This window comes from Paraburkholderia sp. UCT70, from assembly GCF_050434085.1.
In the GTDB taxonomy this organism is placed as follows: Bacteria; Pseudomonadota; Gammaproteobacteria; order Burkholderiales; family Burkholderiaceae; genus Paraburkholderia; species Paraburkholderia tuberum.
Genome location: NZ_JBNPVZ010000002.1, coordinates 1,316,826 through 1,342,248, shown reverse-complemented (window position 1 = coordinate 1,342,248; position 25,423 = coordinate 1,316,826). Strand labels below are relative to the sequence as shown.

23 protein-coding genes and 1 pseudogene are annotated in these 25,423 nt (G+C 61.9%); 5 read left to right on the top strand and 19 right to left on the bottom strand.

What is annotated here, in order from left to right:
* Positions 1-60: 60 nt before the first annotated feature.
* From OKW41_RS08490 to OKW41_RS08465, 6 genes are all read right to left on the bottom strand, one after another.
* Positions 61-390 carry a Rieske (2Fe-2S) protein gene (locus tag OKW41_RS08490; protein ID WP_429446233.1) on the bottom strand — a complete coding sequence of 110 codons (330 nt, stop codon included), beginning with the start codon at positions 388-390 and terminating at the stop codon, positions 61-63.
* 32 nt (positions 391-422) lie between these two features.
* Complete coding sequence (locus OKW41_RS08485; RefSeq protein WP_429572171.1) at positions 423-989, bottom strand: RBBP9/YdeN family alpha/beta hydrolase; 567 nt, start codon at positions 987-989, stop codon at positions 423-425.
* An 18-nt stretch (positions 990-1,007) separates the two neighbouring features.
* Positions 1,008-1,856, bottom strand: a complete 849-nt coding sequence (locus OKW41_RS08480; RefSeq protein ID WP_429572170.1) for a TauD/TfdA dioxygenase family protein — start codon at positions 1,854-1,856, stop codon at positions 1,008-1,010.
* A gap of 10 nt (positions 1,857-1,866) precedes the next feature.
* Positions 1,867-2,847, bottom strand: coding sequence for a quinone oxidoreductase family protein (locus OKW41_RS08475; RefSeq protein WP_429446227.1), 981 nt, complete (start codon positions 2,845-2,847; stop codon positions 1,867-1,869).
* 107 nt (positions 2,848-2,954) lie between these two features.
* On the bottom strand, positions 2,955-4,277 hold the full coding sequence (locus OKW41_RS08470; RefSeq protein ID WP_429572169.1) for an MFS transporter: 1,323 nt from the start codon (positions 4,275-4,277) through the stop codon (positions 2,955-2,957).
* Positions 4,278-4,432: 155 nt separating this feature from the next.
* Positions 4,433-5,488, bottom strand: coding sequence for a 3-keto-5-aminohexanoate cleavage protein (locus OKW41_RS08465; protein WP_429572168.1), 1,056 nt, complete (start codon positions 5,486-5,488; stop codon positions 4,433-4,435).
* A gap of 242 nt (positions 5,489-5,730) precedes the next feature.
* Between OKW41_RS08465 and OKW41_RS08460 the strand changes: the two genes are divergently transcribed.
* Positions 5,731-6,732, top strand: coding sequence for an AraC family transcriptional regulator (locus tag OKW41_RS08460; protein WP_429572167.1), 1,002 nt, complete (start codon positions 5,731-5,733; stop codon positions 6,730-6,732).
* 88 nt (positions 6,733-6,820) lie between these two features.
* Here the strand turns inward: OKW41_RS08460 and phaC are convergent, their stop codons facing one another.
* From phaC to gltS, 9 genes are all read right to left on the bottom strand, one after another.
* Positions 6,821-8,563, bottom strand: coding sequence for a class I poly(R)-hydroxyalkanoic acid synthase (gene phaC, locus OKW41_RS08455; protein WP_429572166.1), 1,743 nt, complete (start codon positions 8,561-8,563; stop codon positions 6,821-6,823).
* Positions 8,564-8,577: 14 nt separating this feature from the next.
* Entirely contained in the window at positions 8,578-9,048 is a 471-nt protein-coding gene (locus OKW41_RS08450; protein ID WP_429572165.1) for a MaoC family dehydratase, read from the bottom strand.
* Positions 9,049-9,130: 82 nt separating this feature from the next.
* Positions 9,131-10,078 (bottom strand): electron transfer flavoprotein subunit alpha/FixB family protein, encoded by a 948-nt coding sequence (locus OKW41_RS08445; protein WP_429572164.1) that lies wholly within the window; start codon positions 10,076-10,078, stop codon positions 9,131-9,133.
* Between the two features lie 13 nt (positions 10,079-10,091).
* Positions 10,092-10,841 (bottom strand): electron transfer flavoprotein subunit beta/FixA family protein, encoded by a 750-nt coding sequence (locus OKW41_RS08440; protein ID WP_429572163.1) that lies wholly within the window; start codon positions 10,839-10,841, stop codon positions 10,092-10,094.
* Positions 10,842-10,912: 71 nt separating this feature from the next.
* Positions 10,913-12,715 (bottom strand): acyl-CoA dehydrogenase, encoded by a 1,803-nt coding sequence (locus OKW41_RS08435; RefSeq protein ID WP_429572162.1) that lies wholly within the window; start codon positions 12,713-12,715, stop codon positions 10,913-10,915.
* Positions 12,716-12,927: 212 nt separating this feature from the next.
* Complete coding sequence (locus tag OKW41_RS08430) at positions 12,928-13,932, bottom strand: AraC family transcriptional regulator (protein ID WP_429446206.1); 1,005 nt, start codon at positions 13,930-13,932, stop codon at positions 12,928-12,930.
* 122 nt (positions 13,933-14,054) lie between these two features.
* Positions 14,055-14,516, bottom strand: coding sequence for a hypothetical protein (locus OKW41_RS08425; RefSeq protein ID WP_184060580.1), 462 nt, complete (start codon positions 14,514-14,516; stop codon positions 14,055-14,057).
* Between the two features lie 131 nt (positions 14,517-14,647).
* Positions 14,648-15,508 carry a class I SAM-dependent methyltransferase gene (locus tag OKW41_RS08420; RefSeq protein WP_429572161.1) on the bottom strand — a complete coding sequence of 287 codons (861 nt, stop codon included), beginning with the start codon at positions 15,506-15,508 and terminating at the stop codon, positions 14,648-14,650.
* Between the two features lie 42 nt (positions 15,509-15,550).
* Complete coding sequence (gene gltS / locus OKW41_RS08415) at positions 15,551-16,753, bottom strand: sodium/glutamate symporter (RefSeq protein WP_429446198.1); 1,203 nt, start codon at positions 16,751-16,753, stop codon at positions 15,551-15,553.
* Positions 16,754-17,010: 257 nt separating this feature from the next.
* Between gltS and OKW41_RS08410 the strand changes: the two genes are divergently transcribed.
* Both OKW41_RS08410 and OKW41_RS08405 read left to right on the top strand, forming a co-directional pair.
* A complete protein-coding gene (locus OKW41_RS08410) occupies positions 17,011-17,496 on the top strand; it encodes a hypothetical protein (RefSeq protein ID WP_429572160.1) in 486 nt (161 codons plus the stop codon).
* A gap of 470 nt (positions 17,497-17,966) precedes the next feature.
* A complete protein-coding gene (locus OKW41_RS08405) occupies positions 17,967-18,422 on the top strand; it encodes a hypothetical protein (protein ID WP_429572159.1) in 456 nt (151 codons plus the stop codon).
* Between the two features lie 440 nt (positions 18,423-18,862).
* On the opposite strand, the gene OKW41_RS08400 is transcribed toward OKW41_RS08405, so the two are convergent.
* On the bottom strand, positions 18,863-20,347 hold the full coding sequence (locus OKW41_RS08400; protein WP_429573368.1) for a mannose-1-phosphate guanylyltransferase/mannose-6-phosphate isomerase: 1,485 nt from the start codon (positions 20,345-20,347) through the stop codon (positions 18,863-18,865).
* Positions 20,348-20,440: 93 nt separating this feature from the next.
* Entirely contained in the window at positions 20,441-20,629 is a 189-nt protein-coding gene (locus OKW41_RS08395) for a hypothetical protein (protein ID WP_429446188.1), read from the bottom strand.
* A gap of 428 nt (positions 20,630-21,057) precedes the next feature.
* On the opposite strand from OKW41_RS08395, the pseudogene OKW41_RS08390 reads away from it, so the two are divergent.
* Positions 21,058-21,455: pseudogene (locus OKW41_RS08390) on the top strand (NAD-dependent epimerase/dehydratase family protein); the annotation flags it as partial.
* Between the two features lie 51 nt (positions 21,456-21,506).
* Here OKW41_RS08390 and OKW41_RS08385 read toward each other — a convergent pair.
* Positions 21,507-22,775, bottom strand: coding sequence for a glycosyltransferase family 4 protein (locus OKW41_RS08385; protein ID WP_429572158.1), 1,269 nt, complete (start codon positions 22,773-22,775; stop codon positions 21,507-21,509).
* Between the two features lie 323 nt (positions 22,776-23,098).
* Complete coding sequence (locus OKW41_RS08380) at positions 23,099-24,109, bottom strand: GlxA family transcriptional regulator (RefSeq protein WP_429572157.1); 1,011 nt, start codon at positions 24,107-24,109, stop codon at positions 23,099-23,101.
* 477 nt (positions 24,110-24,586) lie between these two features.
* Between OKW41_RS08380 and OKW41_RS08375 the strand changes: the two genes are divergently transcribed.
* Positions 24,587-25,354 carry a class I SAM-dependent DNA methyltransferase gene (locus OKW41_RS08375; RefSeq protein WP_429572156.1) on the top strand — a complete coding sequence of 256 codons (768 nt, stop codon included), beginning with the start codon at positions 24,587-24,589 and terminating at the stop codon, positions 25,352-25,354.
* Positions 25,355-25,423 lie beyond the last annotated feature (69 nt).

Genomic DNA, 25,423 nt, shown 5'->3' with positions numbered 1-25,423 from the left:
TGGTTGTGGCTTCTCGTAGCCGGCCTGGCCGTCCTACGTTGTCGTGCTGCCGGCTCGCGCCTAAGAGGGCGTCGCGTTCGGCTCGTCGAGACTCACCACCACCTTTGAATCCACCATTCCGACCGGGAAGGTCGTCACACTCAATCCGCCTGTTCCCGGCATACAGCCCGTGCGCACGTCGAACCGCAAACCGTGCGCCGGGCAGCGCAACATGCAGCCTTCCAGCTTCCCGCTCGCGAGCGAGGCCCCGTTGTGCGGACATGTGTTGTCGATGGCGTGAAGCGTGCCTGCGATGTTGAACAGCACGATGCTGCGGCCATCGATGAAGGCCAGCTTGCGCTGGCCTGGCGCGAGCTCGCCGGCAACACCCACCACGATCCGACGCGACATCCCGGACTCCTTCTGATCCGACGCGGGCCGCGTCACATCAGTACCAGGCGGCGAATCAACGTCTCCGCCATCGGCCATTCGCCAAAGCCCGCAGCAGGGTTGAGGTGCCCCACTTCGCCGAGATCGACGAAGCGGCTGCCCCAGTCCTGCGCCATGTCCTGCACCCGCTCGAAGCGCGCGAGCGGATCGTTGCGGCTCGCGCCGACGATGCTCGGAAACGGCAGCGGCTTGCGCGGAATCGGCAGCCAGCCGTTCTGCTCGAGCGTATCCAGCTCCGGATAGCCCGCCGGCATCGGCGTCTCGAGGTCCGCGGGCGCCGCGAGCAACGCAGCGTGAATCTCGCGCTTGTGCTGCGCCGCCCAATGCACGGTGATCATCACGCCAGCGCTATGCGCGACCAGAATGACCGGACCGTCGATCCGCGCGAGCGCGACATCGAGCGCCGCGACACGTGCCGCGCAACTGAGCTTGTCGTGCTCGAGCGGCGGCACCGACAGCGCTTTCGGCAGCCGTTGCTGCAACAGGGTTTGCCAATGCTCCGCGACGTGGTCGCGCAGACCCGGAACCATCAGAATGGTCGGTTTCAATTCGTAATTCATGGGAAGCTACCTGCTAGTTCAGTACGGCTTGTCGCCGATGATGCCGGCGCGCTCCATCTTGCGGTGGCACGGCGGGTAGTCCATCACCGCATAGTGCTGCGTGCTGCGGTTGTCCCAGATCGCGACGCTGTTCTTCTGCCAGCGCCAGCGCACCTGGTACTCGGGGATGTACGCCTGGCTGATCAGATAGCGCAGCAGATCGCCCGCGCCCGGATTCGCGTCCTGCCCGAAGCGCACTCGCTCCGGCGTGTGAAAGTTCGTGAAATGGCTCGTGAAAGCGCTCACGAACAGCACCTTCTCCTCCGTTTCCGGATGCGTGCGCACGACCGGATGCTCCGCGTCCGGAAATTGCGCCTTCAGCGCGAGACGCTTTTCGATCGGCATCGCGGCACCGAAGCTCGCCTCGATGCTGTGGCGCGCGCGCAGGTCCGCAATCTGAGCCTTCACGTGCGCCGGCAGATTCTCGTAGGCGAAGACCATGTTCGCCCACATCGTGTCGCCGCCGACGGGCGGACACTCGACGCAGCGCAGCACGGCACCGAACTGCGGCGCTTCGCGCCAGGTGGCGTCGGCATGCCACGCGTTTTCGTAGCGGTCGTTGGGCTGATCCGGGGTCTTGTAGATACGCACGAGGCCCGGATTTTCCGGATCGCTACCCGCGACCGGATGGTCTTCCAGTTCGCCGAAGCGGCGCGCGAACGCCACGTGTTCGGCACGCGTGATGTCCTGGTCGCGCAGGAACAGCACCCGGTGCTTCAGCAGCGCCGAGCGGATCTGGGCAAACAGGCCATCGTCATGGATGGCGTGGGCGAGATTCACCCCCATCAGTTCGGCGCCGATCGAGCACGTCAGTTGTTCGACTCGCATGGCTAGCTCCTTAGATCACGAAGACCGACGAACCCGTCGTCTTGCGCGATTCCAGATCACGATGGGCTTGCGCCGCATCTTCGAGCGCATAGCGCTGATTCAACTCGATCTTGATGCGTCCCGAGGCGATGAGCCCGAAGATTTCGCCGGCAAGCTCGTCCTTCTCGGCCGGGTCGGCGATGTAGTCAGCCAGAGCCGGGCGGGTCAGATAGAGCGAGCCTTTCATAGCCAGCAGTTGCGGATTGAACGGCGGGATCGGGCCGGAGGCCGTGCCGACGCAAACCAGCAGACCGCGGCGCTTCAGCGAATCGAGCGAGGCCTCGAAGGTGTCTTTGCCGACGCTGTCGAACACGACGTTCACGCCGACGCCATCGGTCAGTTCGCGCACGCGCCTGGCGACGTCTTCGTGGCTGTAGTTGATGATGTGGTCACAGCCGTGCGCGCGGGCCACCTCGCCCTTGGCCTCGGTCGAAACCGTGCCGATCACGGTCAGACCCAGCAGCTTCGCCCATTGCGAAACGATCAGGCCGACACCGCCGGCGGCGGCGTGCAGAAGGATCGTGTCGCCCGCCTTGAAGTCGTGAATGCGGCGCATCAAATACGCGGAGGTCAACCCGCGCATGGTCATGCCGGCAGCCGTTTCGCAGTCGATCGCATCGGGCAGCCGGATCAGCGGCGCGGCCGGAATCAGGCGTTCGGTGCTGTACGCGCCGAGCGTATTGATGAAGCCCGTGTAGGTCACACGATCACCCACCGCGACGTTCGTGACGTCCGGGCCAACGGCCTCGACCACGCCCGCGGCCTCCACGCCCATCCCCGCGGGCAGCGGGACCGGATACAGGCCGCTGCGAAAGTAGGTGTCGGCGAAATTGAGGCCCACTGCCTGATGGCGCAGGCGAACCTGACCGGGACCGGGGTTGCCCACTTCGACGTCCTCGTAGCGCAGCACGTCGGGACCACCGGTTTCATGAAAGCGAACTGCCTTTGCCATGTTGACTCTCCAATTCTTTACTTGATCTGCACTTTGCAGAATTCGTTGCGCCAGCGGCGCAGTTACAGGTTCCGTGCGCCGCGCCGTCCGCGCGGCACCACGCGATGTCAGCGTGCGGCCTGCTCGCGCAGCGTGTTCAGCCGATCCAGATCGCCCGAGTAGTTCCGTTTGCCGATCATGAATGCGGCGGCCGCGACGAGCGGTGCGAACGGCACCAGTTGCAACGCGCCCAGCAGTCCGATCCGATCGGCGATGATTCCCGTGAGAACAGCCGCCGGCGCGAGACCCAGCAGGTTGTTCGCGAGCGTCAGGGTCGCAAACGCCGAGGCGTGAATCGTCGGCGGCGTGAGGTTCGCCACCATCGCACCCGACGGGCCGCTCGCACCGGCGCAGAAGAACATGCCGGCGCCGATCACGACCAGCTGCCACGGCCCCGCGGGCATCCGCAAGCCAATCGCGAGCAGAACGAAACAGGCGAGGCAGAAGGCGATCGCGGCGCTCCACTTGCGTTCCCGCATGTTCTTGCTGAGCCGGTCGGCGAGGTTTCCGCACACCACCATGCCCACCCCGGTCACCAGCACGAACACCGCCGCGCACATCGCAGCCTTGCCGGTGGTCATGCCGTAGTAGCGATTCAGGAAGCTCGGCATCCATGCCCACACAGCGGCGGGAACCAGCAGATGGAGGCCGCTGCCCACATAGGCGCACACCACGGACTTCGTCGAAAACAACCCCTTCATCAGCGCGCGCAGGCTCATGCACATGCCGCGCGATTGCGCCTGCCTCGTCACGCTCGCCGGCTGCAGCGGCACAAGACGCTTTTCGGTGACGACGAGGCGGTAGATCACGACCAGCACGATCCCCATCGCCGCCATGGCGCCGAATGCCGAACGCCAGCCGAGGTGAGCCGCCACCGCGCCGCCGAGCGCCATGCCCAGCACCGAGCCGAACGCGCCGCCCGCCATGAAGGTGCCGGTCAGCGTGGAGCGCAGCCGGACCGGAAAGATGCTCAGAACAACTGCGATACCGACACTGCCATAGGCCGCTTCGCCGATTCCGACAAAGGCACGCGCCAGCAGCAACTGCCCATAGTTCGCCGAGATCGCGCAGCCCACCGTAGCGAGACTCCACATCGCCGCCATCAACACGATGCTCTTCACGCGCCCCCAGCGGTCGGCCAGAACCGACAGCGGGAACGTGAGCACACCGACCATCAGCGCGACCACGCTGCTGAGCGAACCCAGCTGCGCGTCGGACAGATGCCATGCCGCCTTGAGCGGCGGGAACACGACATTCAACACTTGCCGCGACATATAGTCGGAAAGCAGCAATCCGACCGTCAACGCAAACACCACCCACGCATAAGCGCGCACGTCCGTCTGAGCTGCCGAAACTTCGCCCGTCGTGGGCACTGCATTCTGAACGAGCATATTTAGTCTCCCTCCACGCTGATTCCCTGGCGACCGCCTTGCCCGCGTGGGCCGACGACCTGTTATGGATTCAGCTATCTGCTCCCCGCTATGCACCGGGAGCGTTAGCCATGAAGCCCGGCCTCGGCCAATGCGCCGGCCCGGGCTCCTGGCGATCACGCCGCGCGAAGCGGCACGTTCCTGACACCGGCCTGGCGGTTCGGCGCCATACCGTTGGCGACCAGCGTCTCTTCGACCGTCTCGTACTGCACACCAATACGATAGATCTCGCGCGCTTCTTTGCCAGTGGCAATTTCGCGCCCCAGTTCGCGCGCGACACGCACGCACTGCTCGATCTGCTGCACCGACGTGAAACGCTTGCCGTGCTGATCGATGATCGTGTCCTCGATGCCGCAGCGCGGATGCAGGCCCATCGACATCGCCATCATGTTGAACGGCAGCACGTTCTTCAGCAGCGACTCGGCGGTGAGCGTGCAGCCATCCGGCGCGCGATGCACGAAGTTGAAGAAGTTGAATGGATTGGGGCCGTCGAAGCCGCCACCGATACCGATCCACGTCAGGTTCAGCGGGCCCTTGTAGATGCCCTTGCGCACGAGGCGATCGAGCGTTTCGAGCGCGTGAATGCCGGTGAGCTGGAAGTGCGGCTGGATGCCCGAAGCCTGCAGGCGGCGCAGGTGTTCCTCGACCCATGCGGGGCCAGCCGGCACCGTCATTTCACTATAGGCGGCCATGAACGCGGGGTTGGAAAGCGAGGTGCCTGCCAGATACTCCGGATAGAGCAGCTCCATGATGTTCATTTGCGTGGTGTTGATCGCGACCGTCACCTGATCGGGCTTCGGATCGAGATCGGCCAGCATATGACGCGTGTCGTCGGACAGCCACTTCGCGGCTTGTCCGTCGTCTTCCGGTGCAAACGAGATCGAGCCACCGACCTGAATGATCATGTCGGGCACTGCCGCACGCACACCCGCGATCAGTTCATTGAACTTCGACAGGCGCTTCGAGCCCTTGCCGTCCAGTTCGCGCACGTGCAGGTGCAATACCGTGGCGCCGGCGTTGTAGCAATCGACGGCCTTCTGGATCTGCTCGTCCATCGTCACGGGGATGTCTTCCGGGAAATCCTCCGGCATCCATTCCGGGCCGTAAGGGGCGGTGGTGATGACTACCTTGTCCTGATTCTCAGGGTGCAACGAATCGTCGAGAAATTGCATTTGTTTGCCTCCATCCAGTTTTGAAGTGACGGTGTTCCGCTATCGCGAGGTCGCATGAAAATTTGCTGGAACACTTCGAACGACATGTGCCCACGATACGGCAATCACGCGCTACACTTTTCTGATTGGACGCCATCCTTTTAGCGATTCGTGCCACTGCGCGTTAACACCAATAGTTGCGCGAAGCAAGTGTTTAATGACAAGAAAAATACTCAGCGTATGAATCGTCCGGAGAAACTACGATGGAAACGATGGTGACGTCGGTAGCCATGAGCGGTTATTTCGAAGTGACGCGACGGCTTGGACTCAATCCGGTCGAACTCGCGAAACAGGCCGGCATGGACGCCGGCGCGCTCGCGAATCCGGACGATCGCGTATCGGCCACCGCCTGTTGCCGGCTACTGGAAATGACGGCCGAAAAGGCGTCGTGCCCGACCCTCGCGCTGCAAATGGCGGAAACCCGGCAGACCTTCGGCAGCGGCGTGATCAATGTCCTGCTCGCACACAAACGCACGCTGCGCGAAGTGTTGCTGGCCGCGGCCGAATACCGCCATCTGCTCAACGAAGCGCTGGCGGTGTACGTCGAGGACGCGGACAATACGGTCACCATTCGGGAGGAACTCGTCGTCGAACGGGGTACCCCGACAAGGCAGGCGATCGAACTCGCGCTCGGTGTGCTCGCGCGCCACTCCAGTGCCCTGCTCGGCAAGTTCTGGAAACCGCGCGAGGTCCACTTCACGCATCCGGCGCCCACAGACCTGACGTTTCATCGACGCTTCTTCGGCTGTCCGCTGGTGTTCGGCAGCGACTTCAACGGGTTCGTCTGTGCGAGCGCCGATCTCGACTACCCGAATCCACTGGCCGATCCTGAACTCGTGCGCTATGCGGAAAGCCTCGCCTCTCCGCCGAACGCGAGCGCCGCGGAATCGGCCGCGCTGGAAGTGCGCAAGGCGATCTACCTGCTGCTACCGCTCGAGCGGGCGAACGCCGAGCTGGTTGCACGTTATTTGCATCTGAGCGTGCGCACCATGCAACGGCAGTTGAATTCGGCCGGCACCAGCTTTTCGGATCAGGTCGAGGAAGTCCGCGGCGAACTCGCCGTGCGCTACATGAGCAACCCCACCTATCCCATCGGGCGGGTCTCGGCGCTTCTCGGCTACGCGCAACAGGGATCGTTCACGAACTGGTTCGTGTCGCGCTTCCACATGACGCCGCGCGACTGGCGCGCGAGTCATGCGAAGTGACGGCCGGTGGCAGTGAAGACAAAAGAAACGGAGGGTGATGCACTGAGCATCACCCTCCGTTGTCGCCGCACCCGCTATCGCCATCCGGTCACTCGGCGCGAAGCTTCACATAGCGGCCCGGTGCGCTCTCGATTGCCTTGTACTTCCTGTTGCCTAGCTTCGTGCGCGCCTCGACCTGCTCGCCGGAATGCTGCTTGACCCAGTCGATCCAGTGATTCCACCAGCTGCCGCGCTGCTGAACCGACGTTGCGAGCCACTCGTCGGCGTTCTCGTCGCAGGTATCGTTGGTTCGGTAGCTGCGCTTGTTCTTCGACGCCGGATTGATCACACCCGCGATATGGCCGCTTGCCCCCAGCACGAACTCGGTTTGACCGCCCAGTAGTTGCGTCGACTGATAGGCGGATCGCCACGGCACGATGTGATCTTCCTCGGCCGCCATCAGATAGCCTGGAATATCGATGTTGCCGAGATCCACCGGCGTCTCGCAGAACTTCAGTTTGTTCGGCACGCGCAGACTGTTTTCGAGGTACATGTTGCGCAGATAGAAGCTGTACATCGGGCCGGGCAGATTGGTCGTGTCCGCGTTCCAGTACAGCAGATCGAACGCGGCCGGGGTTTTGCCTTTCAGGTAATTGTTCACGACATTCGGCCAGATCAGATCGTTGGCACGCAGCGACTGGAATACGAAGCCGAGTTCGCGTCCGGGATAGAGCCCCCCGCCGCCGATCGTATGCTCGCGCATCGCCACGCCCTGCTCGTCGATGAACACGCCGAGATCGCCCGGGTCGGTGAAGTCGAGCAACGCCGTCAGCAGCGTGAGGCTGGCCACGGAGTCGTCGCCGTTCGCACGCATGACCGCCAGCGCCGACGACAGCATCGTGCCGCCCACGCACCAGCCCAATGCATTGACCTGGTCGGCCCGGCTAATCGCACGCGCGACGCTGATCGCCTGCATCACGCCGTCCTCGAGGTAGGCGTCCCACGTGGTCTGCGCCATGTCCTGCTGCGGGTTGCGCCAGGACACGACGAACACCGTCAGGCCCTGCTCGCAGGCGAAGCGTACGAAGGAATTCTCGGGCTGCAGATCCAGGATGTAGAACTTGTTGATGCACGGAGGAACGATCACGAGCGGCCGCGCGGCGACCTTCGGTGTCAGCGGCTCGTACTGGATCAGCTGAAACAGATCGTTCTCATAGACCACCGCGCCACTGGACGTGGCGACGCTGCGGCCCACTTCGAACGCGCTTTGATCGGTGATCGAAATCGTGCCGCTGCCCAGATCGTCGAGCAGATGCGTGACGCCCGCGAGCAGGCTCGATCCGCCCGATTCCACCGCCGCCCGGATGACTTCGGGATTCGTCGCGACGAAATTCGCGGGGCTGGCGAAGTCGATGAACTGGCGCATGAAAAAGCGCAGCTTGTGCTTGCCCTTTTCGTCGAGCGCGCTCGCCTCGACGAACTCCGCGAGTGCCCGGGCATTGATCAGATAGCTCTGTTTAAGAAGGCTGTACCAGCCGTTGCTGGACCAGTCGTCGGCGTGAAAGCGCCGGTCTCCCTGCTCGGGTTCGGCGACCGCCTTCAACTCCGTGCGTCCGCCGACCAATCCGGCGACGGCGTCGCTCCACAGTTGCGCCTGCTGTTGCAGGTAGTGGGCGCTCGTGTGGGTCACGGAGCCTCGCGCGACCGGCCAGTTGAAATCGAAGTCCGAGCCGTCGGTGTCGGGCACCGTCGTAGCGTATTCATCCTTGACCGGCGAAAAGCGCCATAAATCGAAGCCGGCATTGACCCAGCCCGTTGAAAACTCGTGTGGCATGCTGAATGGCATTCTCATGGCGGGGCTCGCTATCATGCTTTGCTGACGGCGCAAGCCGCGTCCTCGACGATACGGTCGCGGCAGGTTGTCGGCATGACCACGGCGTCGCCTTCGATCACCACCTTGCCGCCGACCGTGCAAACGGTGGACAGCACCACGCGGCGCTTGTCGTGAATCAGTTCCTTGACGGTCACTTCGGCCTGCACGGTGTCGCCGGGTCGAACCGGCGCCTTGAAGCGCAGGTTCTGGCCGAGGTAGATCGTGCCCGGGCCGGGCAGCCGCCCCGCGATCGCCGCGGAGATGATGCTGGCGGTCAACATGCCGTGAGCGATGCGCCCCTTGAAGGGTGTGGTTTGCGCAAACTGCTCGTCGATGTGAACCGCGTTGATGTCTCCCGACGCGCCCGCGAAAAGCAGAATGTCCGCCTCCGTGATGGTCTTGGCGAACCGGGCACTCATGCCCGGTCGCAGGTCTTCGAAATCGTATCCGTTAAGCTCATTCATGATTATTCCGCTTGCTGGGCGCGCATTTGCCCTCTTCTGACGTGTACTGCGCGTTGTGCCGGACGCGAACCGCTGGATGCGGTTAGCCGAGCGCCTGCTCGAGTTCCGGCACGATGGTGAACAGATCGCCAACCAGGCCGTAATCGGCCACGCTGAAAATCGGCGCTTCTTCGTCCTTGTTGATCGCGACGATGACCTTCGAGTCCTTCATGCCGGCGAGGTGCTGGATCGCACCCGAGATGCCGACCGCGACGTACAGTTGCGGCGCGACGATCTTGCCGGTCTGGCCGACCTGATAGTCGTTCGGTACGAAGCCCGCGTCGACCGCCGCACGCGATGCGCCCAGTGCCGCGCCGAGCTTGTCGGCCAGCGGCTCGAGCACCTTCGTGTAGTTCTCGCCGTTGCCCAGACCACGGCCACCCGACACGATGATCTTCGCGCTCGTCAGTTCCGGACGATCGAGCTTCGTCACTTCGCGGCTCACGAACTGCGAGATGCCGGCGTCGGCTGCCGCTTCGATCTTCTCGACCGCTGCGCTGCCGCCTTCGGCCGCGACGGCATCAAAACCGGTCGAGCGCACGGTGATGACCTTGATCGGGTCAGCCGATTGCACGATCGCGATTGCGTTGCCCGCGTAGATCGGACGCTCGAACGTGTCGGCGCTATCCACTGCGGTGATGTCGCTGATCTGCGCGACGTCGAGCTTCGCGGCGATACGCGGCGCGATGTTCTTGCCGTAGGCGGTAGCCGGCGCGAGGATATGCGTGTAGTGCTTCGCCGCATCTTGCACAAGCGTCAGGACCGTCGCTTCGACGTTTTCCGCGAGGCCTGCGGCCAGTTGCGGCGCATCGGCGAGCAGCACCGTGCTGACACCAGCGATCTTCGCGGCGGCATCGGCCGCGCCCTGCGCGTTATGCCCCGCGACCAGCACGTGAATATCACCGCCGATCTTCCGTGCCGCTGCGATCGTGTTCAGCGTCGCGGCCTTGATCGACGCATTGTCGTGTTCTGCAATTACCAGGTTCGTCATTTCTTGGGTCTCCTCACAGCACCTTCGCTTCGGTCTTCAGCTTCTCGACCAGCGTCTTCACGTCCGGCACCTTCACACCGGCCGAGCGCTTCGGCGGCTCGGCGACTTTCAGCGTCTTCAGACGCGGCGTGACATCGACGCCGAGGTCTTCGGGCTTGACCGTTTCCAGCGGCTTTTTCTTCGCCTTCATGATGTTCGGCAGCGTTACGTAGCGCGGCTCGTTCAGGCGCAGATCGGTCGTCACCACGGCCGGCAGCGTCAGCGACAGCGTTTCCGCGCCGCCGTCCACTTCACGCGACACCGTCGCCTTGCCGTCCGCCACGACAAGCTTCGACGCGAACGTCGCCTGCGGCAGATTCGCGAGCGCGGCGAGCATCTGGCCGGTCTGATTGGAGTCGTCGTCGATGGCCTGTTTGCCGAGGATCACCAGTTGCGGCTGCTCCTTGTCGACGAGCGCCTTGAGCAGCTTGGCAACGGCCAACGGCTGCAGGTCTTCGTTCGATTCGATCAGGATCGCGCGATCCGCGCCGATGGCGAGCGCGGTGCGCAGCGTTTCCTGCGCCTGCGTCACACCGGCCGACACCGCGATCACTTCGGTCGCGACGCCCGCTTCCTTCAGACGCACGGCTTCTTCAACCGCGATTTCATCGAACGGATTCATCGACATTTTCACGTTGGCGATATCGACGCCCGTACCGTCCGATTTCACGCGGACCTTCACGTTGTAGTCGACCACTCGCTTGACTGCTACAAGAACTCTCACAACACTCTCCTTCCCACACCGATAGGGCCGAGCCCTACCGCTTTGAATGACACATTACGTCCGTTGATCGATCAGAACTGGTCTTCGCGCAGCGCCAACGCGCCTTCGCCATCGCGAGCACCGCGAACCGCCGCTTCGAGCGCGATTGCACGAGGCAGCACCTGCGTCGCGTAGCTATGCGCGGTCGCGATCTTCGCGTCATGGAAGGACGGATCTTCGTCGCGCTTGTCGGCCGCCAGCACGAGCGACCGTGCGACTTGCCAACCCGCGAGCACGATACCCGCGAGCATCAGATAGGACACACTGCCGGCGAACACCGCATTCGGATCGCTTTTGACGTTCTCGACCACGTAGCGCACCGCGCTGTACAACGCCTCGCGGCCGGCGGACAGATGACGATGCATCGCCTGAAAAGCTGCGCTCGAACCATACGAGGGGTGCGCTTGCACCGCGGCCAGGGTCGCGTCGATCTGCGCGAGCAGCATCCCGGCCACCTCGCCGTTGTCGCGCATGGTCTTGCGGCCGACGAGGTCGTTGGCCTGGATTGCCGTCGTGCCTTCGTAGATCGGCAGAATGCGCGCATCGCGGTAGTACTGCGCGGCGCCGGTTTCCTCGATGAAGCCCATGCCGCCGTGCACCTGCACGCCGAGACTCGTCACCTCCAGCGACATCTCCGTGCTCCAGCCCTTCACGATCGGCACCAGGTATTCGTAGATCGCCTGATGATTCGCACGCGTCGCGCCGTCCGGATGACGATGCGCGAGATCGCAATGCGACGCCGACACATAGGCCAGAGCGCGTGCGCCTTCGGTCAGCGCGCGCATCGTCGAGAGCATGCGCCGCACGTCGGGATGCTGGATGATGGCGACCGACTGCTTCGCGGAGCCATCCACGGGACGGCTCTGCACGCGCTCCTTCGCATACGCGACGGCCTGCTGGTACGCGCGATCCGAGATCGCCACGCCCTGTACCCCCACGGCGAAGCGCGCGGCGTTCATCATGATGAACATGTACTCCAGACCGCGGTTCTCCTCGCCGACGAGCTGCCCGATCGCGCCGCCGTGATCGCCGAACTGCAGCACGGCGGTCGGGCTCGCCTTGATGCCGAGCTTGTGTTCGATCGATACGCAGTGAACGTCGTTGCGCTCGCCGAGCGAGCCGTCTTCGTTGACGAGGACCTTCGGCACGGCGAACAGCGAAATGCCTTTCACGCCTTCAGGCGCGGCCGGCGTGCGTGCGAGCACCAGATGCACGATGTTTTCCGTCATGTCGTGCTCGCCCCAGGTGATGAAAATCTTCGTGCCGAAGATCCGGTACGAGCCGTCGCCCTGCGGCTCGGCGCGGGTGCGCACGAGTGAGAGGTCGGAGCCGGCTTGCGACTCGGTCAGATTCATCGTGCCGGTCCAAACACCTGCAATCATCTTCGGTACGTAGCGCTGCTTCAGCTCCTCGCTACCCGCCGTCAGCAGCGCTTCGATCGCGCCGTCGGTCAGGAGCGGGCACAGCCCCAGCGACAGGTTGGCGGCGTTGAGCATTTCGATGCAGGGCGTCGACAGCAGCTTGGGCAGATCCTGACCGCCGTATTCAGACGGATGTTGCAAACCCTGCCAGCCGCCTTCGCTGAACTGGCGAAACGCGTCCTTGAAACCGGCCGTGGCGGTCACCACGCCGTCCTTCCAGGTGCTCGGGCTGCGGTCGCCGTCGACGTTCAGCGGCGCGAGCACGCCTTCGTGCAGCCGCGCGGCCTCTTCGAGCACCGCACGAGCGGTGTCGGCGGTTGCGTCCTCGCAGCCGGGCAAGCCCGCCAGTTGGTCGATTCCGGCCAGTTCCGTGAGTGCAAACAACATTTCTTTGAGAGGCGCGACGTAGCTCATTACCATTCTTCCGATCAGATAGTCCGTAGGGAAAGTCACCCGTCTGGCACCGATGCGGCCGGGGTAACGTATGGCTGAATCGTAGCGTCGGACGGGCCCTGCCCGGTTGTCCAAACCGGACGATCTATTGACATCTCTGGCCACGTCGGAGGGAGTAAGCGCCCCCTGGGAACTGCGTCGGCGGGCGTTGCCGACGCATCGATATGACGCGATCAGCCACCCCGGCGATAGGCCGCCGGGGTGCTGCCGGTCCAGTGACGGAACGCTCTGTGGAATGCGGTGGGGTCGCCGAAGCCGACGTCGCCCGCGATGATGGCGATGGGCTCGTGCGTGCCCGTCAGGCGCTGGATCGCGATGTCGCGGCGCAATTCGTCCTTGAGCACCTGGAACGCCGTGCCCTCGGCGGCAAGATGACGGCACAGCGTTCTGACCGAGCAGTGCAGGCCTTCCGCCGCCTCTTCGATGGACGGGACGTCGGGCAGCCGGGACGCAAGATGTTCCCGCACGCGATGACTGAACAGCTGCTCGTTGAACGAAACGAAGATCCAGTCTTCCGGCGCGCGAGCGAGAAACCTGCGCAGGTTCGCCTTGCGCTGACGCACGGGCAGGTCGAAATAGCTACTGCTGAACTGCATCGAGGTCTGATTGCAGTCGAACTTCGCCGGTCCGGGAAACAGATAAAGATACTCGAGCGCGTGAGCGGGACGGGGAAAGGCGAACTGCACCTGCAACAACGCAATCCGTTGACCGATCAGCCAGGACGCGATCCCATGCGCGAGCTTCAGCATCAGCTCCTGGCCCAGCATGCCGGGTAGCGCTCCCGTGCTTCCCGGACGCAGCGCCAGGCTCGCGACGAGGTCGCCGCGGCGCGACTCGAAGCGGAAGTCGTCCAGCACGAGATGGAAGAACTGGCCGAACCGGTGCATCGCGGATTCGAGATTCGGCGCATCCAGCAGGCTCAGGCAGAGAAACTTGAGCGCGCCGCTGCGCAGCGGGCGCGAGAAAACACCGGGCATCTCATCGTCGAGTTCGATCGCGAGCGAGCGGTAGAGCGTGGAGAACTGTTCCTCGGTGACGCGCGCTCCAGGCTGGTCCAGAAGCGCGCGCGGAATGTTCGCGCCCGACAGATGCCGGTCGACGATATCCGGCCGCGTCCCGACGCTGCCGAGGAACCCGTTGACGAGCGAGATCGGTACGGTTGCGCCAGGAGCTTGCATGAGAAGGTTCCGCGAGGCGAAGACGCATCAGCATAGCGCCTCCCGCCGCATCGTGGCGAGGGTTCAGCGAATCGCTACGCGAGTGCCGCGTTCGGAGCCCCGTGGTTCCGGTAGCTTGCCGCCTATTGCGCCGATGCGTGCGAGCGCAGATATGGCACGTAGCCGTTCTGAATCTTCAGGATCTTCTCGGCGCACGCGTCATAGTCGTCGCCCTTCGCGCTGTCGGGCCCATACATGCCGCGGCACTGCGCGAACAGCGACAGCGTCGCGCCGCCCGTGCTCTTGTTCGCGCGGGTCGCTGAGAAAGCGGCTTTGCCCGAATCGTCGGGCACGTCGGTATCGATCGCGACCGCGTCCGCGCGGATCACGTGCGTGTCGGAATGCTGCTCGATATAGCGTTTCGTCGCGGCCCACGCGGCATCGCAATTCGCCGGTGTGCAGTCGATCACCGCGTCGCGTTGCGCGGCGCGGAGGTTCGGCTCGCTATGAAGGATCTCCTGCTGGGCGCGCTGCGCCTGCTTTTCCGGGGACGAGCAGGCGGCGAGTGCGCATGCGACGAGTGCGAAGGCAGCGATCTTTTTCATGAGTAGACTTCGGAGGCCATGGTCGAGCGCGATTATAGCGGTGCGGGGAAAGCGATTGCGTATTCATCACTCACATGCTGGGCTGGTAACTTCGGTTGGCGTCGTCGCCGCAAAACACAGTTCAGAGGCGCCTAGGTGTTCGCCACCAGCAATTCCTCCGCATTGCCCGGCGGTCGCAGCCCATCCGTCCGAGCCGCGAAGTAGCGCTGCGTCAGATCGGCCGCGGACACGTGCCGCGCGTCGTCAAAACCCGCTTCGTGCGCCATGGCGATCATCTGCTGCGGCATGAAGAAGCTGATGAACGGCGTACCGCTCGCACGCGCGCCCTTCTCTGCCATTTCGAGTCCGGAGCGCACGTCCGGGTCCGCCATCTCCAGCGGCAACAGAAACGTCATCGCGAACGTCGAGCCGCGCGCCAGCCCGGCCACTTCGCGCAGCGTCGCCGCATTCGCCTCTTTCGTCAGATACATGCTGACGCCGGTCGACACGACGACGGCCGGCCTGCTTTCGTCGAAGCCTTCGGCGACGAGACGCTGCCGCCAGCTATCGCCCGCTTCGAAGTCGACCGGCACGAATCGCAGCCAGTCCGGCAGGCCGAAACCAAGCTCGCCGAGCCGCTGACGCTTCCACGTTTGCGGTCCCGGCGGGTCGACCTCGAACACGGTGAGCCGCGACGCAATGTCGGGCCGGCGTTGCGCGAAGCTGTCGAGACCGGCGCCCAGAATCACGTATTGATCCACACCGCGCCCGGCCTGCTCGACGACCAGATCCTCGATAAAGCGTGCGCGCGCGACGATCGACGCGCGAAACGGCCGCGTGAACCGCGGATCCATGTCGCCACGGCTGCGCCAGTCTTCGGCGGGTGCCAGCAACTGCAAGCCGACTTCGTCTTCGAGCACGTGCGGCGGCGCGTCGGCCTGCACGTGCAGCGCACGCCATAACGCGACGCGCGCGGCGGTACTGTCGGGTGCGATGTGTCGTGGATCGCTCATGGTATTTGCCCGCTTGGGTTGATGTGCCAATGCCACCGCTGCTCAATGGAGAAACGGCAGCGCGAGAAACAGTTTGATGATGATCGCGTTGACGATGTCCATGAAAAACGCGCCCGTCAAGGGCACGATCAGGAACGCGATATGAGAATGGCCGAAGCGGTTCGTGATCGCCTGCATGTTCGCGATCGCGGTCGGCGTGGCGCCAAGTCCGAGGCCGCATTGCGCCGCGCACAAGACGACCGCGTCGTAGTTGCGGCCCATCGCGGGGAACGTGATGAATACCGCGTAGAGCGCCATCAGCAGCGTCTGTGCCGCGAGGATCGAGATGATCGGCACCGCGAGCGCGGCAAGCCCCCATAGGTCGAGCCGCATCAGCGCCATCGCGAGAAAGAGCGCGAGCGCGACGTTGCCGACAAGCGCGACCGCGTGCTGGTCGATCCGCACACGCACGAGCGCGAGCACGTTGTTCAGGATCACGCCGATGAACAGCGTGCAGACGAACGTCGGCAATTCGAACGCGGTGTCCGCGATCCAGTCGGCAAACATTTCTCCGCCCGCGAGGCAGATCGAGATCAGCGCGAGCGTCGTGATGATCGCGGCGGGCGTGGTGGCCTGCTGCGCCTTCGGTTCTTCGAAGACCAGCGTTTTGTCATCTAGCTGTTTGACGCGCAGCAACTCGTCGGCGCTGATCCGCCGCATCAGCAGCCGTGCGATCGGACCGCCGAGCACGCCGCCCATCACGAGTCCAAACGTCGCGCAGCCGATCGCGATCTCGGTCGCCGACTCCAGTCCGTGACGCTCGGTAAAGATCTGGCTCCACGCGGCGCCAGTACCGTGGCCGCCCGACAACGTGACCGAGCCGCCGAGAATCCCAAGCAGCGGATCGACGCCGAGGGCGAACGCGAGCAGCAAGCCGACCACGTTCTGCAGGATCAGCAGCCCGCAGACCAGCGCGAGAAAGCGGATCAACACCGGGCCGCCCGCCTTCAAACTTGATAGATGCGCATTCAGACCGATCGTCGAGAAGAACGCGAGCATCAGCGGCGCCTGCATCGTCGAATCGAACCTGACCTGCACGTGGGTGGTGACGCGCGTGATCAGCACGCAGATCGCGACGATGAGCCCGCCTGCCACCGGCGCTGGAATCGAATAGGTCCTTAGCACGCCGATCCACTGCACGAGCTTTTCGCCGAGCAGCAGCACGAGCGACGTCGCGACCAGCGTGGCATATACGCCAATAGTCATGAATGGCCTCCGAGCGGGAGCGTGACAACGTTTTCTGTTTTCCCGGCGCGACGCGGCGGCGCATCGGGATGCGGCAAGGCTTTGTCGTCATCCGGAGCGCGCGCGAACCTGCGACATCTTAGCCAATCCGTCCAGGCAAAGTATGATTTTCCTTGACGCAATGCAATCGGCCCATAACGTCGCGCCACGGCCTGGCGACGAAGTCGTCGGTTTCCTAAAATTGTGGGTTTTTTGCCAAATCTCTGGATTTTCTCGTCATGGGGACCTACTCTCGAACCATTATGGAGCGGAACCGCGACGCAGACCTCTATCCACCGTATCTGCGTTCGCGACTCCGGCGTGGGTTGGGCGTGGGGTCGCGCACTGCTTACAGACCTTGGCGTAACATTCAAAACGCCGACACACGAGGCACCGCCGGTTGCGTGCACGGCATACGCATAGACCGGCGCTACGAGATTCTCGACGAACGAGCCCGGACTTACTTTTTCCTTTTGGAACGGGTGCCCACGATCATTAACATCAGAGAATCCTGGCCGATCGTCGATATTAATAGCACCCTGCGACTGTCCTATAAATTCGGCGTCAGCCCGCCGAAACACGACATTTTTCCGGAGCCGATCACTGTCGATTTTCTTATCACAGAGATGGGGCCGGAATATCGAGCTGCAGCCTTGGCGGCAGACACTCGGCGACTGAGCATAAAGAATCAACGGCTGAAGCAAAGTGGCCCGGCAGTGGTGTAACGATCACGGAATCGGCTGGACTTTGGTTGACACTTCCCAACTCGACAGAACCGTGCTCGATTCACTACGCTTCATACGTGGTTGGTACCGCCACAGGTATGTACCCGATCCCGTGACCGCCGAAAGATTTGCTAAATTTTTCATGAACCATAACCGGAGCAGCCTCGTTCTGAACGAGTTGGTCGAATTGGCCCGCAAGAATATGCGCCTTCGGCCAGATACTGCACTGGACGTATTTCGGTATTGCGCGTGGTCCCGTCTCATTCCTATCTCTTTGACAGGCCATATCGCCGTTATCCGCAGGTCATCGAACCCACTGCGTACGGCAATCATCCGCTGGCAGTGCGGCAGATTGTCTACATTGTCCTGAGCGTGCCGCACGATGCTACGCTAAAGGGCCTTTGCATTCAGTTCTTTGAGGAGATAGATGCATCGTTGGCGATACCGAGTACAGTAAGGAGGCCAAGTCAGTGCGCACGATCGCACTGATGGTCCAGCTCATGCACAAAGTTGCGACAACCGACTCGCTTGGGATAAGCGTCGTCGACGACATGCAGAACCTTCGCGCTGCTCAAGGCCCGACAGCGGAGTTTTTGCTGAATCTCTTCAACGAAATAGTCGAGCGCCTTGGAATATCACTATTCCTATTGTCGACACCCGCCATCGACAAGGCACTGATCAACATAGTCAGGAATACCCGGAAGTCGGCCTCATCCGGATGTGAGTCCATGCTCCCCATGGCTAGAGACGGCGACCTCTGGAAAGACCTCACCGCGGCCTACTGGGACTATACCTTTGTAAAAGGCAAGAAAAGACTGACCGACAGTATAAGGAACGCATGGTGGGACGCCTCGGCGGGCGATACTGCGTTCGCGGTGCTGGGCCTTCATGCTGACCCAACGAAATACCATCGGTGGGACTGTTGAGGAGGTGAATGAACAGGGGTTCCAGCGCACCATGGCCACCAGCATGGCGATTTTGCAACCCGCTATCGCGGCATCGCGCAGCAGGAAACCAGCGGCACTCGGCGGTTCGACGATCTGCTTTTCGGCAAGGATTATTGGGACCTGATGCGCCTGATCAAAACGGAACTTGCTGCGGAGCCGTCCGTCAAGGAAGAATTCGACGAAGTCACTGAATGGAGCGGCCCCCTGTATATCGCTCATGTCATACCTCTGGCCTGAGAGCCCTGCTTCCAATACAACCCCGGCATTTCGGCCGTTCCCGCGTGCTGGACTTCGTCGCGCTCGTTTGCTGGTTTCTCGTCGGCAATCGTGCCACACAAGGCCTTCGCTGCCACGGCCATCATGTGGCAATCCTCAAGTCGATAGGATTGGCTTCCGATGCACTATGCAATGCGATAGGGTCAAATTCGGCCGTAGCAGTCGTCCAGGCGCACAATATCGTCCTCGCCGAGATAACTGCCCGATTGAACCTCGATGATTTCGAGCTGCACTTTGCCCGGATTCTCCAACCGATGCTGCACGCCGAGCGGAATGAAGGTCGATTGGTTTTCTGAAAGAAGAAACTGCTCCTCACCCCGTGTCACGAGCGCGGTGCCGCGCACGACGATCCAGTGCTCGGCGCGATGGTGGTGCATCTGCAATGACAGGCGAGCGCCTGGCGCAACCACGATGCGCTTCACCTGAAACCGCTCGCCGCGCTCGATCGCATCGTAGAAGCCCCACGGACGGCGCACCTTCCGGTGCGTCTCGACTTCAGGCGCGCGCTGCTCGCGAAAGCGCGCCACCAGCGTCTTGATGTCCTGCGCGTGTGAGCGGTCGGCGACGAGCACGGCGTCGTCCGTGTCGACGACGACTACGTTGGAGGTGCCAACGCATGCAACCAGCCGCCCGCCTCCGGCGCGCACATAACTCGAGGTCGCGCCTTCGAAAACGACACGCCCGCTCGCGACGTTGCCGAGCCCATCCTTCTCCATCGCTTCCCACACGGCATCCCAGGATCCGAGGTCCGACCATCCCGCCGCCAATGGCACGACCACGCCTTTGCAAGGCGAGCCGGCCGCGCCGATGTGCTCCATTACCGCATAGTCGATGGAATCCGCCGGCACACGGCCGAACTGAAACGGGCAAGGACGAATGAAGTTGTCGTCCGCCTTGCCTTCCACAAACGCCGCGGTGCAGGCCGCATGCATGTCGCCGTTGAGCTTGGCTAGCGCTTCGAGCCACACGCCCGCTCGCACGATGAATATGCCGCTGTTCCACCAGTAGGTGCCTGCAGCGACGTACTGCGCGGCGAGTTCGGTCGTGGGCTTTTCGACGAAGCGGTCGATCAGGTGTGCGCCGTTTTCGAGGGCGTCGCCGATCCGGATGTAGCCAAAGCCGGTATCCGGCCGTGTGGGCGCAACGCCGAGCGTCACGATCATGGAGCGTTCGGCATATTCAGCGGCAATTGCGATCGCACGATGCAGCGCCGGAATGTCTGAGATGGAATGGTCAGACGGCATCACCACCATGATCGCGTCGTCATCCTGATTAACGGCTGCGAGCGCCGCGAGCGTGAGCGCCGGCGCCGTATCGCGCCGCGCAGGCTCGACGATAATCTTCGCGGAGACGCCGCACGCCCGCACCTGCTCTTCTGTCTGGAACCGGTGTTCCTCCCCACACACGATAATCGGCTGAGTGTCGACGTCGAAGCCGCCGACGAAACCCTCCATCCGTGTGACGGTAGCCTGCAGCAATGAATCCCGTCCGACCACATCGATCAACTGCTTTGGAAACTGCTCACGCGACATCGGCCAGAGGCGCGTGCCCGATCCGCCTGCGAGAATGACCGGGACGATGCGCCGACAGGAGTGCCCGAGCGACGCTTCTGCGATCGCCGCTGCCATTGCGTCTTCAGAACTCACCGCGTCTTCCATCATCCACCCCTCTGGTCTTGCGTCGAACACGTACTTCCCGGCATCGCCAATTCGATTCATCGGTTATGGGTTCGCCGTGAAGCGCACTTTCTCCTGCTCTCCCACATAGGGGCCCTGCTTGACTTCGATGAAAGATACGTCGTCGATGATCTCGAACCCGTGCCCACCTGACGCCAGCAAGATGACATCACCCGCGCACAGCACACGGCTCGTCAGGAATTTTCGATCGGCCGTATAAAGCTTGACCATCATGCGGCCCCGCTTGATGAAGAGAGAACGACCTCACGCGTCTGCAAGCATAGGAGCAGTTCCAGGGTCACTAGACGGGTTGACCGAATATGCCATGACGTTGGCTGAAGCGAGTCTCGCGGTACAAGGTGGTCTCACACGCATTCATTTCGCCGATGTCATCGGTGAGAGGAAGCGCGGGCCGCGACAGGATCCCGGCACCGGCCGCCACAGGTTGAGACCTCTCTACACCCGTCACTAACCTGAGAATCGCACGTCGGGCCTTTCAGGTTCCACGCTCCGCTTGAAATCACCTTCGGCTCAATGCGCCTCAATGGACGATTGGGCACCAACATGAATAAAGATTTCCCGGATCTATGTCGCTGGACACAAGGGTATGGTTGGTTCGGCCTTCTCCGGCGCGTTGCCAGTCACGGCTATCACCACCTGATCTGCTCTTCTTTGGTTCATCATGCACTTATCCAAAGTGCTGCCCGCAGCCCATAAAGGAAGAGTACCTGCACACGAGCAGCTTCGAGCATACCAACGAAGCCTAAGCTATCGCGAAGGTCGCCGGGCTCAAGCTTTGCGAGGGGTATAACCGACAGCACGGAACGCGGTACATATCGGTGATGTCCGAACGACGACGATGTTTTGCAGAACGGGCATGTGCTGGCTGCTCATCCGTACGGCACACGAGGCAAAGCTCAACGGGGTTCAGTCGATTTCCGTCTGGGGCTCCGGCTCTCCGAACCGGGAGTTCCTGCACGTCGACGACGCCGGGTCCGCCGCACTGGCCTTGCTCGACGCCGACGGGGCCGAAGGCGTGTTCAATATCGGATACGGACGGGGACACTGCAATCGCGGATCCCGCCCGTCTCGTCTGTGACCTCACCGTACTCTAATTCATCCAGACTTCCTCTCCCCAACACACCGCACGGGTGCGATATCGTTCGAGCACCCGCTGTAGCGTCGACAAGCGGGCTGCGTCATCGTTGCTCGCAAGGCGCCGCGTGCCGCGCTCGATCATCAACTGGCGCAATGCAGGCTGGTCGATCAGACTGAAAAGCGCATCCGCCATGCTGTCGGGCCGAGCCAGATCGACCAGAAGTCCCGCGTCGCCGACTTGCTCGCGCAGCGCCTCGAGGTCCGGGTAAAGGACCGGTACGCCCAGACTGAACGCCTCGAGTGGCGGCAGATTGGTCGGGCCGAAATATGTGGGCATCACTAACGCGACCGACTCGCGATACAAGTAAGGCACGTCGCCGTCCGGAACGAAACCGAGAAAGAACACACGGTCGCCCAGACCGAGATCGGCGGCGACCGAACGCACGTATCTCATGTTGCCGAAATCGCTTCCTGTGAAGACCGCACCTACACGGATGCCATAGCGGGACTCCAGCGCGTGCAGTCCCTTCAACAGAAACACATGGTTCTTGTGCGCCCAGAACTGCGCGGGATAGTAGACGTATTTCAGATCGCGCGGAATTTTATACTTCGTCTTGACATCGACGAAGTGCTCCACGTACGCCTCCTCGGAAAGCACTGTCGCGCGGGCGGGCGAGAATGGCATCAAGTGCACGCGTTCGCTGTCTACTCCATATCGCCTGACAACCTTCTCGCGGCCGGCCTGCGAATCGACGAAGATGCCGCAGGCCTTCTTCAAGGCAGATCCGTACAGAAATTCGCGACGCTCGAATTCGTGCTTGATCCGGACTTCGGGAAACTCGACGTCGTCGCGGTGGGCCAGATCCCAAACGGTGAACAGATAGTTGAATCGATCAATCGCCAGTGCGAGGTGGGACGGCGTTGTGAAGTACGCAATGTCCGCGCGCATCACCGAAAGCAAGCGGTCCACCGAAGCCATCTTGCCCGGTTTCCGCAGAAACGCGCGCGGGCCTCCACGGCTATATATTGAACCGAGTCTCGCCGCCAGTCCGCGCAAGCGGGGCACCGGGAAAAAGATAGGCTCAATGCCGCTGCGTCGCAGATCATCGATGGTGGATCGCCGCGTCGTCACAAACTCAACCGCGCAAAGTTCCGGCGGAAGACTCTTTAGCAGCAAGGCAGCATTCTTCGCTTGCTGATACCCCCCCCCAGAGGTATGTTCATAGTCTATAAACGCGACCATGCGAATAGGCCGTTCCAAGGAACCGTTTGAATTCGTCACTCCTCGCTCCACGTTTCTTGGCCATCTATATGACGATCGCAGCGCTCGACAACGGTTCTCGCGCTCTGTTTGAATTTAGATTGCGCGAGCTTGCTGGTGCCGTTCGTGACTGATTAAGGCAGGTATTTGGCCGGTCCGACGGCTTCCTGAAAAAAGCCCTTGTGCAAGGCTCATATGACGCTCATGCGGCCCTCGGACATCGAGCTTCCGAGGCGAACAGATGCGTGAAAATCTGTTTCTCCTCGAAAATATTTTAATCTGAATGCCGACCAACTGATTCGAAGGCCTCCTTGTCTCGCGGCGAAACTTTCCCTGGCCAACTCCTAAGCGGACCTCTCCACAGGATCGGCCGTGGCGCCGCTTTTCTTTCGACAGCGGTATTCCGTCGCCGACATCGAGAATTGCCTCCTGAACACCTTCGAAAGCCGCTCGCCATTCGTCAGTCCAACCCTGCGAGCGATCTTGTCTATCGGCAAGTCGCTTCTGACCAACAGTTCACAACTGAGATCGAGGCGCGCTCGCAAAAGATATTGCGACGGTGTCACTCCCATCTCGCGCTTGAACAGACGCAGGAAGTTCCGCTCGCTCATCGCCACAGTACGAGCCGCATCGCCTATTGAAACCGGGCGTCCGCAATTTCGCTCGAGCCAGCGCGCGGATTCCTGTGCCTTTTCCGCCTGCGTGTTCGTTCCCATGGTGCTCAGCACGGTCGTCAAATTCTGATCTTTGGAGACGGTGAAGTGATCGGCAACCGCTGTCGCGATGTCGTATCCGAGGTCCCGCTTCACGAGCGCGAGCGAGTTGATCAGCGCATCGCCGCCTTCGGTCGACCCCGCGACGTTAGACGTCTTCGGACTCCAGATGCCCGGATCGACCGAAGCCCAATCGCGGCGAGAAATGCCCGCTGCCGCCAGAAGCAAGTCGCCGTTGCCGAGAGGGTTGACGACGCCGGTCTGCGAACATGCTATGGTCAATAACCCAATCAGCACTTCGTCGGCGGCTGCACGCTTTGCGCCGGGTCCGCCAGCAATATACAGTGCGTCGAAGCCTTGGAACCGCTGGCCGCCCAGGCGCTCGGTCCAAACGCAAACGGACGACGAACAGGCTATCATCCCACCGCAGGCAGAGACTAGACGGACGCTGTAAGTTGCGTTTCTTCTCAGACTGCGTGACTGAATCTCGTTGGCGATATGAAGCACCTCGGCAAGGGTGCCCGCTTCAAGCAGCGAAAAACCGTCGTACAACAAAATTCCTATGAGCTTGACCGCGCGTTCTTTAAATCCGTGGAAAATACCGTGATTTCCTGCATTGCCTAAGCTAGTAGCGTGGGACATGCCGTTACCTCCTTTTTGCTTCGGTTCCAGATCGCTGCTCTGGCTTGCGTTGGAACGCTGTGGAAAGCGTATGACCTCGTGAGCTTAGTGCCATATTCGATCTACAATTGCCGCGGTGTCCGCCAAAAGCATGTTTCTGGCCGAGAACGTCGCTCCCAGTATCAACAAGACCAAAACATCGTCTGATTTCTTCAGCGCTGAAAGTGAAAACCATAAAGCCGCTCATCAGGGTTTCCCGACCCACTGGACTTGCTGAGCGATAAACCGATCAGACGGCGAAGGCTTCAGCAAGGAAACGATCCGCCAACACCTTGCTGAAAACGGTCATGCATGCAGTCCGAAAATCCCCGCTAGATACCCTTTCTCATGCGCACCCTGAGCTTTGGCTTTGGCTTTGGTTGCCTTCGAATAAACAAGAGCGCGTTCGCGTCACGCGTGACTTCGCCACCGCCATACGACCAGACATGGAGTCGCTTCATGAGCTTCAGCACGAGATATTCGCAATACTATGATCTTTTCTATCATGAGAAGAACTACAAGGCGGAAGCGTCGTTTGTCACCGGATTGCTCGGGCGGTACGGAATAGTTGGAGGTCAAGTGATGGATCTAGGTTGCGGCACCGGACGCCACGCGGCGGAATTCGCAGCCGCGGGATTTTGTGTTTCTGGCGTTGACATGAGCGCCGATATGCTTGCCCGAGCCGCTGCCAGGTGTACCACTCTGCCAGGCGCAGTAGCGAAGCGACTGACGTTTCAGCAAGGCGACGCGCGGATCGTCCGCACGAATGAACTCTACGACGCAGTCGTCTCGCTCTTCCATGTTGCCAGCTATCAAACGACCAACTCCGATTTCATGGCGATGTGTCGCACCGCTGAGACGCACCTGCGGCCATCAGGACTGTTCGTGTTCGATTGCTGGTACGGTCCCGCGGTCCTCGCCGCTCCGCCCGACGTACGCATCAAACGCGCCTCCAGCGAAGAAACCGCGGTGATACGAATCGCCGAGCCCACGATGCGTCCTCATGACAATACTGTCGCGATCAACTACACCATCCTCCTAACGGATTTGAAAACGCAGTCGGTCGAGACCGTCCTCGAGACGCATGTGATGCGCTACATGTTCAAGCCCGAGATCGAACTGATGCTGGACCTCAGCGGATTCGAGGTCCTGGACAGTTTGAAGTGCATGGGCGGCGAGTTGAGTGCTACCGATCTCTCAGCGACATTCGTGGCGAGAAAACGGTGATGCTCGGAAACAGCCCGAGCGAGAAAACGTCGGAAAATAGAACGAATGGCATGTCATAGCCAGCCTCGT